The sequence below is a fragment of the Flavobacterium orientale genome (assembly GCF_014638005.1).
GTDB lineage: Bacteria > Bacteroidota > Bacteroidia > Flavobacteriales > Flavobacteriaceae > Flavobacterium > Flavobacterium orientale.
This window is the reverse complement of record NZ_BMFG01000051.1, coordinates 1-515: the sequence shown is the minus strand read 5'-3', so window position 1 is coordinate 515 and position 515 is coordinate 1. Positions and strand designations below refer to the sequence as shown.

At 42.5% G+C, this 515-nt stretch carries 1 protein-coding gene and 1 pseudogene; both read left to right on the top strand.

Annotation, left to right across the window (positions count from 1 at the left end):
- Nucleotides 1-210, top strand: a 210-nt coding sequence (locus tag IEV15_RS14660) for a hypothetical protein (RefSeq protein ID WP_229734174.1), incomplete at its 5' end; no start/stop codon positions are given.
- Between the two features lie 101 nt (nt 211-311).
- Nucleotides 312-515 (top strand): annotated as a pseudogene (locus IEV15_RS14595) (MFS transporter); the annotation flags it as partial.

The following is a 515-nucleotide window of genomic DNA, read 5'->3' as shown; positions in this document are numbered from 1 at the left end:
AACCTCTGCGAAATCAAGTTCTCTACCCGGCCTTATACAATAGATAAGCAATATGCCGAAACGCTACAAAATCGCCAATGGATCTTTGAACAGGAGACAAAGACTCGCAAGAGTTGCCAGCAGGTTATGCTTACCACTTATGGTTTGGCAAAAAATCAGTATAGCAGTATCATACAGAGAGAATTGACCATGGAAGATCTGTTCCATTGATATTTTCGAGGAATTTAATAACATTTTGCGAATGATTTGTCGGATATATCAGAAAAATGAGTTAACTTTGCACTCAAAACAAAGAAACAAACAGACAGAAAATGATACAGCTAAAAGAAAATCAGGGCATTCCCCGCAGCATTCTCCTGATGATGGCTATCGTCGCAGGACTCACCGTAGCCAACTGCTACTACAATCAGCCGCTTCTCGAACTCATCCGCCACGACCTGGATGTTACCGAGCAGAAAGCTAACCTCATCACCGTCATTACCCAGATAGGTTATGCGCTGGGCTTATTCTTCCTC